Source organism: Stenotrophomonas sp. STEN020, assembly GCF_056760195.1.
This window is the reverse complement of the sequence record NZ_JBRREI010000101.1, coordinates 1-6,302: the sequence shown is the minus strand read 5'-3', so window position 1 is coordinate 6,302 and position 6,302 is coordinate 1. Positions and strand designations below refer to the sequence as shown.

The following is a 6,302-nucleotide window of genomic DNA, read 5'->3' as shown; positions in this document are numbered from 1 at the left end:
AACTTGCCGGTGCCAGGAACAGTTGGAACTGATGCCCGGAGCCGACCAGTGACTTGCCGTTGTTGCTGCCGAAAGGAGAAGGGCCAGCCAACCAACACACCGCCGCCTAACGCCTGAGTTAAGCCGCGCCGCGAAGCGGCGTCGGCTTGAATGAATTGTTAGGGGCCACGCTAGTCAACGCACAGCCCCCCGGCGACAACTCCTTCCTCCACGTGATCGTGGCACCCGAACATTGCAGCCGTGTCCGCTTGGCAGGTGCCGGTAGCTGCCTGACCGATGGGGGCACCCTCCGGTGCGAAGCAGACCCCGGAGCACTCTGAGTTGGAGCTGCATGCTTTGCCACCATCCGGTAGCGGCGTGACGCAGGAGGGTGTGCCAAACATGCCCACTTGCTGGATAGCACCGCCTTTAGCCCGACATTCTTCAGGATCGATCTTGGCCAATACTGCCTCGCGCGAGCGAACCAACGACCGTTCCATTTGGTGATCACGCAGGGTCTCGCAACCGACGAGTCCGGCTAGAAGAACGGCAGCTGCGAAAATCTTCCACATGGTCCCTAACTCTGGAATTAAGCCGACTCGCGTAGCGGGGTCGGCTTGAATGAACTGTTAGGCGGCAACCGCGCGCCACCTGCCTTGTAAAATACCGAACTGCATCTGCGCTTGGGCGAACGCGTCAGCGACTGATATGTGCCACGTGTCTCCGTTGAAGGAATCGCCCCCAAGGGGCGAAGAGCTAACAAGGAAATAACCTGACGAGTCTTTGAAAATCCCCAAATGAACGGGAACGGTCACGTCGTTGACGATGGCAGAAAAGTCATCTATCTCAAAGGTGAGGATTTGCTCCATTGCCGCCTAACTCTTAGTAGACCGCCTAAAAGCGGTGTAAAGCCGAGTATGCCCACTTTCGGGTCGCTTTCAAACCGGAAAATTCTCACAAAGAAACAATGGCTTGCGTGATTTTTGGGCCTGCATCGTCATATCAAGCTCCAAGCTAATTACCGCTCGGAAGCCGTGATATGGAATACACCTCTGTCTCAGCGGGCGTAAAAGTAGCCAAACCCCCGCGATTACTGGATCAGGTACGCCAGCAGATTCGGGTTCGGCACTACAGCTTGCGTACCGAGCAGGCTTACCTTGGTTGGATACGGCGCTTCATCCATGCCAATGGAAAACGCCATCCACAGGAACTTGGCGCCACCGAAGTGGGAAACTTCCTGACCCATTTGGCGACAGTCGGAAGCGTGTCGGCTTCAACCCAGAACCAGGCGTTGTCGGCGTTGCTGTTTCTCTATCGCGTGGTGCTGGACATGGAGTTGCCGCGCTTGGATCAGGTCGTACGTGCCAAGCGTCCGCGTCGTCTTCCGGTTGTTCTGTCACCGAACGAGGTTGCACGCCTGTTGCAAGCTGTTCCGGAGGGGCAAGCGGCGATGATGGCGCAGTTGCTGTACGGCACCGGTATGCGCTTGATGGAATGTGTTCGGCTTCGTATCAAGGACGTGGATTTTGGGCGAAACGAGATATGTGTGCGTAGTGGCAAGGGCAACAAGGACCGGCGCGTGCCGCTGCCCATCTCGCTCAGTGAGCGGCTGCTGCGGCAACGCGAGCGGGCGCTGCTGATACACAACGCGGATATCGACGAAGGAATGGGCCGGGTGCAGCTGCCGAATGCACTGGCACGCAAGTACCCAAATGCAAACGCTGAGCCAGGCTGGCAATACCTGTTCCCGTCTACCCGACTCTCTACCGATCCTCGAACCAGGGCAATCGGGCGGCATCACGTCAGCGAAGAACCATTGCAGCGTGCGGTGAAATCGGCACGGGCCCTTGCCGGCATCGCAAAGCCCGTAACCTGTCATTCCCTGCGTCACTCCTTTGCGACGCATTTGTTGGAGGCCGGGCATGACATTCGCACTGTGCAGGAGCTTCTTGGGCACAAGGATGTCACTACCACCCAGATCTACACGCACGTGCTCGGGCGCGGGGCAGGCGGTCTGCTCAGTCCCTTGGACCGGCTACCGGGAGTATTGCCACTCCCGGTGTGATGGCAGCAATCAGCCGTCCAGCAGCGCCTTGTCCCGCACGGCGCCCTTGTCGGCGCTGGTGGCGAGCAGCGCATACGCCTTGAGCGCGGTGGTGACCTTGCGTGGGCGCGCTTCGACGGGCTTCCAGCCCTTGCCATCCTGTTCGCTGCGGCGACGTGCGAGTTCTGCGTCGTCGACCAGCAGGTTGATGCCACGCTGGGGGATGTCGATCAGGATGCGGTCACCGTCACGGACCAGGCCGATGGTGCCACCGCCTGCGGCTTCGGGTGAGCAGTGGCCGATGCTCAATCCGGAGGTGCCGCCGGAGAATCGACCGTCGGTGAGCAGGGCGCAGGCTTTGCCCATGCCCTTGGACTTGAGGTAACTGGTGGGGTAGAGCATTTCCTGCATGCCCGGGCCACCCTTCGGTCCCTCGTAGCGGATCACCACCACGTCGCCGGCCTGCACTTCGTTGCCGAGGATGCCTTTCACTGCGGCGTCCTGGCTTTCATAGACGCGGGCATTGCCCTCGAACACATGGATGGATTCGTCCACGCCGGCGGTCTTCACCACGCAGCCATCGGCGGCGAGATTTCCGTACAGCACCGCCAGGCCGCCTTCGCTGGAGAACGCATGGGCAACGTCACGAATGCAGCCTTCGGCACGGTCCACATCCAGCGACGGCCAACGCGTGGATTGGCTGAAAGCCACTTGCGTCGGGATACCTGCAGGGCCAGCCTTGTAGAACTGATGGACGGCCTGATCCTGGGTCTGGGTAACATCCCATTGCGCGATGGCATCGCCCAGGCTGCGGCTGTGCACGGTGGAGGCACCGGTATGCAGCAGGCCGCCGCGTGCCAACTCGCCAAGGATAGCCATGATGCCGCCAGCGCGATGCACGTCTTCGATGTGGTACTTCTGCGTGTTCGGCGCCACTTTGCACAGCTGTGGCACACGCCGCGACAGGCGATCGATATCGCGCTGGTCGAAGGCTACTTCGGCCTCCTGGGCAGCGGCCAGCAGGTGCAGGATGGTGTTGGTGGAACCGCCCATTGCGATATCCAGCGTCATCGCATTCTCGAAGGCTTCGAAGGTGGCGATGCCGCGCGGCAGCACGTTGGCTTCTTCGCCGCCATACCAGCGATGGCAGAGTTCGACGATGAGGCGGCCGGCGCGCTTGAACAATGCCTCGCGGTCGCTGTGCGTGGCCACAACGGTGCCATTGCCCGGCAGCGACAAACCCAACGCCTCGGTCAGGCAGTTCATCGAGTTGGCAGTGAACATGCCCGAGCATGAGCCGCAAGTGGGGCAGGCGCTGCGTTCGATCGCGGCCACCTGCTCGTCGCTGACCTTGTCATCGCCAGCGGCAACCATCGCGTCGATCAGGTCGAGTTTGTGGTCGGCAAGCTTGGTCTTGCCGGCCTCCATTGGGCCGCCGGAGACGAACACCGCGGGGATGTTCAGGCGCAGTGCGGCCATCAACATCCCCGGGGTGATCTTGTCGCAGTTGGAGATGCACACCAGCGCGTCGGCGCAGTGGGCATTGGCCATGTATTCGACCGAGTCAGCGATGATCTCGCGGCTGGGTAGCGAGTACAGCATGCCGTCATGGCCCATCGCGATGCCGTCATCCACGGCGATGGTATTGAATTCCTTGGCAACGCCGCCGGCGGCTTCGATCTCGCGCGCCACAAGCTGTCCAAGGTCCTTCAGGTGCACGTGGCCGGGCACGAACTGGGTGAAGGAATTGACCACCGCGACGATGGGCTTGTGGAAGTCGCCATCGGTCATGCCGGTGGCACGCCACAGGGCGCGGGCGCCGGCCATGTTGCGGCCAGCGGTGGAGGTTTTAGAGCGGTAATCAGGCATGGCGAGCGAGCGGGGCGGTCGTGCAGAAGTGCAGTGCGATTGATTCTGCATGAAGTTCCCGGTTGCAGCTGCAACCATTGGTTTGCGGTGGTTTGAAGGTGGAATGGGGCGGTTGGTTGGGGGCTGGAGGTTGCTTGGTCGGGTGGGTGGAAGAGGCGGAGCGAAGCGAAGCCAAAAACCAATGCCAAAGGCACCCCTCCCCAACCCTCCCCTGCGCTGCGCGCAAGGGAGGGGGTAGAGGCGGCTCGTTCGCGGCCTGGACAAGCGCAGCAAACAGCCCCCTCCCTTGCGCGCAGCGCAGGGGAGGGTTTGGGAGGGGTGCCTTTGGCTTTGCTCTTCCAACGCACCACCAGCGCCCACGCGCTGAATAGCGAAGCAATCCAAAAATACCCAAACCCCAGCCACCCCAAGCCTTTCCAAGCATCAACTGAAAACCGATTCAGTTTCGGGAGTTTTCCGGTTTCCGCCTTGCAGCCTTCATCGGGCATTATTGGGGATCAAATTGACGGGGAACCGACCATGAAGCGATCCAAGGCCACCGCACTGGTGCTGATGAGCGCCGTGCCGCTGCTGCTGACCGCCTGCCAGAAGGAAGAAACGGTGCAGACGCAGGAAGGGCTGTACACCTCGGTGGAAGCCTGCAGCGAAGCGACCGGCGATCCGTCCAGCTGCCGCGAGGCGTTTGCCACCGCGCAGAAGCAATCCGCCGACGCCGCGCCCAAGTACGCCAGCAAGGAAGAGTGCGCCAAGGAATACCCGGCCGAGCAGTGCGTGCAGCAGCAGACCAGCGCCGGCACCTCGTTCATCGGTCCGATGATGATGGGCTTCTTCATGTCGCAGATGCTCAACGGCAGCCGTGGCGCCGTGGCTGCGCCGCCGGCATCGCAGCCGGCGTTCAAGGACAAGGCCAACGGTTGGGCCAAGCCGGCCGCTCCGGGTGGCAGTGGTGGTTTGAACACCGGCAGCGGCATTGGTGCAGGCAAGGCTGGACTGGCTCCGGTCAACGCCACCCCGAACCGCGCCGTCACCGCCAGCCGTGGTGGTTTTGGTGCGCGTAGCGGCGGCCGCAGCAGCGTAGGCGGTTGATGCAGTGAAGCGCGTTGCAATTGCCGAACGTGGTAACTGGAAGGCCCGTGCCGCAGAAGCGGGCTTTCGCTTCCACACCATCGACGGCGCGCCGTATTGGGATGAAAGCGCGTACTACGCGTTCACCCTGCGCCAGATCGAAAACGATATCGAAGATCCCAGCGCCGAGCTGCATGCGATGGCGATGGATCTGGTTGGCGAGGTGGTGGGCAGCGAAGCGCTGATGGCGCAGCTTGCCATCCCCGAAGCCTTCCGTGATTGGATCGCCGAGAGCTGGCGCCGCCGTGATCCGCATCTGTATGGCCGTTTGGATTTTGCCTATGACGGCAATGGTCCAGCCAAGCTGTACGAACTGAATTACGACACGCCGACGTCGTTGTACGAAGCATCGTTCTTTCAGTGGCAGTGGCTTGAAGACCAGCGTAACCGTGGCGCATTGCCGCAGCAGGCCGATCAGTTCAACTCCATCCATGAGACTCTGGTTGAGCGCTTCGCCGAGTTGACCTCGCGGCTGCCACCGCCACTGTATTTCAGCGCGGTGGGGGAGTCCGAGGAGGACCAGGGCACGGTCGCTTATCTGCGTGATTGCGCGGCGCAGGCCGGGCTGCATGCGGCGGCGATTGCCATCGAGGACATCGGCTTGTCGGCTGATGGCCGCTTCACCGATCTGGATGACGTGGTGATCGGTAGCCTGTTCAAGCTGTATCCGCTGGAAGACCTGATGCGCGAAGAGTTCGGCGCAGCCTTGCCGCGCTCGGGCGTGCAGTTGCTGGAGCCGGCTTGGAAGGCGGTGCTGAGCAACAAGGGCATCCTGCCGTTGTTGTGGGAGCGCCATCGTGGCCACCCGAATCTGCTGGAGTCCTATTTCGACGATGGCAGTGCCTTGCCGGCCGGTTGGGTGCGCAAGCCACTGCATTCGCGCGAAGGTGCAAACGTGGCCATGCACATGAGCGACGGTAGCTGGCAGGAGAGCGAAGGGCCGTACAACGGGCCGAGCATCCGCCAGGCGTTCCACGCCTTGCCGGTGTTTGATGGCAACTACCCGTTGGTGGGTAGTTGGATAGTCGGCGACCGTGCTTGTGGTATTGGCATCCGCGAAGACAACAGTCGCATCACCCGCGACAGCGCCCGTTTCCTGCCGCACGCCATCATTGATGATGCACCGCAGGGTACAACGCGTATCTATCTGTAAGCAGTTGTTGTCTGAAACATCACTGTAGAGCCGAGCCAAAGGACGGGGAGGGGTGGAAACGGGGGCCCCCCCCCCGCCAGGGGGGGGGCGAAAAAAAACCCCCTTTTTTTTGAGGGCCGGGGGGGCGCCACC

Annotated in this window: 5 protein-coding genes; 3 read left to right on the top strand and 2 right to left on the bottom strand. The window is 61.7% G+C overall.

The features are described from left to right. Positions 1 to 608: 608 nt before the first annotated feature. Positions 609 to 848, bottom strand: coding sequence for a hypothetical protein (locus tag ACVOLZ_RS21950; RefSeq protein ID WP_481517980.1), 240 nt, complete (start codon positions 846 to 848; stop codon positions 609 to 611). Between the two features lie 170 nt (positions 849 to 1,018). On the opposite strand from ACVOLZ_RS21950, the gene ACVOLZ_RS21945 reads away from it, so the two are divergent. Continuing rightward, positions 1,019 to 2,044: an integron integrase gene (locus ACVOLZ_RS21945; RefSeq protein WP_481517979.1), complete on the top strand. Its 1,026-nt coding sequence runs from the start codon at positions 1,019 to 1,021 to the stop codon at positions 2,042 to 2,044. Positions 2,045 to 2,053: 9 nt separating this feature from the next. Here ACVOLZ_RS21945 and ilvD read toward each other — a convergent pair whose 3' ends face one another. Next, entirely contained in the window at positions 2,054 to 3,892 is a 1,839-nt protein-coding gene (gene ilvD / locus ACVOLZ_RS21940) for a dihydroxy-acid dehydratase (RefSeq protein ID WP_481517978.1), read from the bottom strand. A 519-nt stretch (positions 3,893 to 4,411) separates the two neighbouring features. On the opposite strand from ilvD, the gene ACVOLZ_RS21935 reads away from it, so the two are divergent. Continuing rightward, positions 4,412 to 4,978, top strand: a complete 567-nt coding sequence (locus ACVOLZ_RS21935; protein WP_481517977.1) for a DUF1190 domain-containing protein — start codon at positions 4,412 to 4,414, stop codon at positions 4,976 to 4,978. Between the two features lie 4 nt (positions 4,979 to 4,982). Continuing rightward, positions 4,983 to 6,170, top strand: coding sequence for a glutathionylspermidine synthase family protein (locus ACVOLZ_RS21930; RefSeq protein WP_481517976.1), 1,188 nt, complete (start codon positions 4,983 to 4,985; stop codon positions 6,168 to 6,170). Positions 6,171 to 6,302: the final 132 nt, after the last annotated feature.

Coding starts and splice junctions, on each gene's coding strand:
- ACVOLZ_RS21950 (WP_481517980.1), bottom strand. CDS start 848: ATGGAGCAAATCCTCACCTTTGAGATAGATGACTTTTCTGCCATCGTC.
- ACVOLZ_RS21945 (WP_481517979.1), top strand. CDS start 1,019: ATGGAATACACCTCTGTCTCAGCGGGCGTAAAAGTAGCCAAACCCCCG.
- ilvD (WP_481517978.1), bottom strand. CDS start 3,892: ATGCCTGATTACCGCTCTAAAACCTCCACCGCTGGCCGCAACATGGCC.
- ACVOLZ_RS21935 (WP_481517977.1), top strand. CDS start 4,412: ATGAAGCGATCCAAGGCCACCGCACTGGTGCTGATGAGCGCCGTGCCG.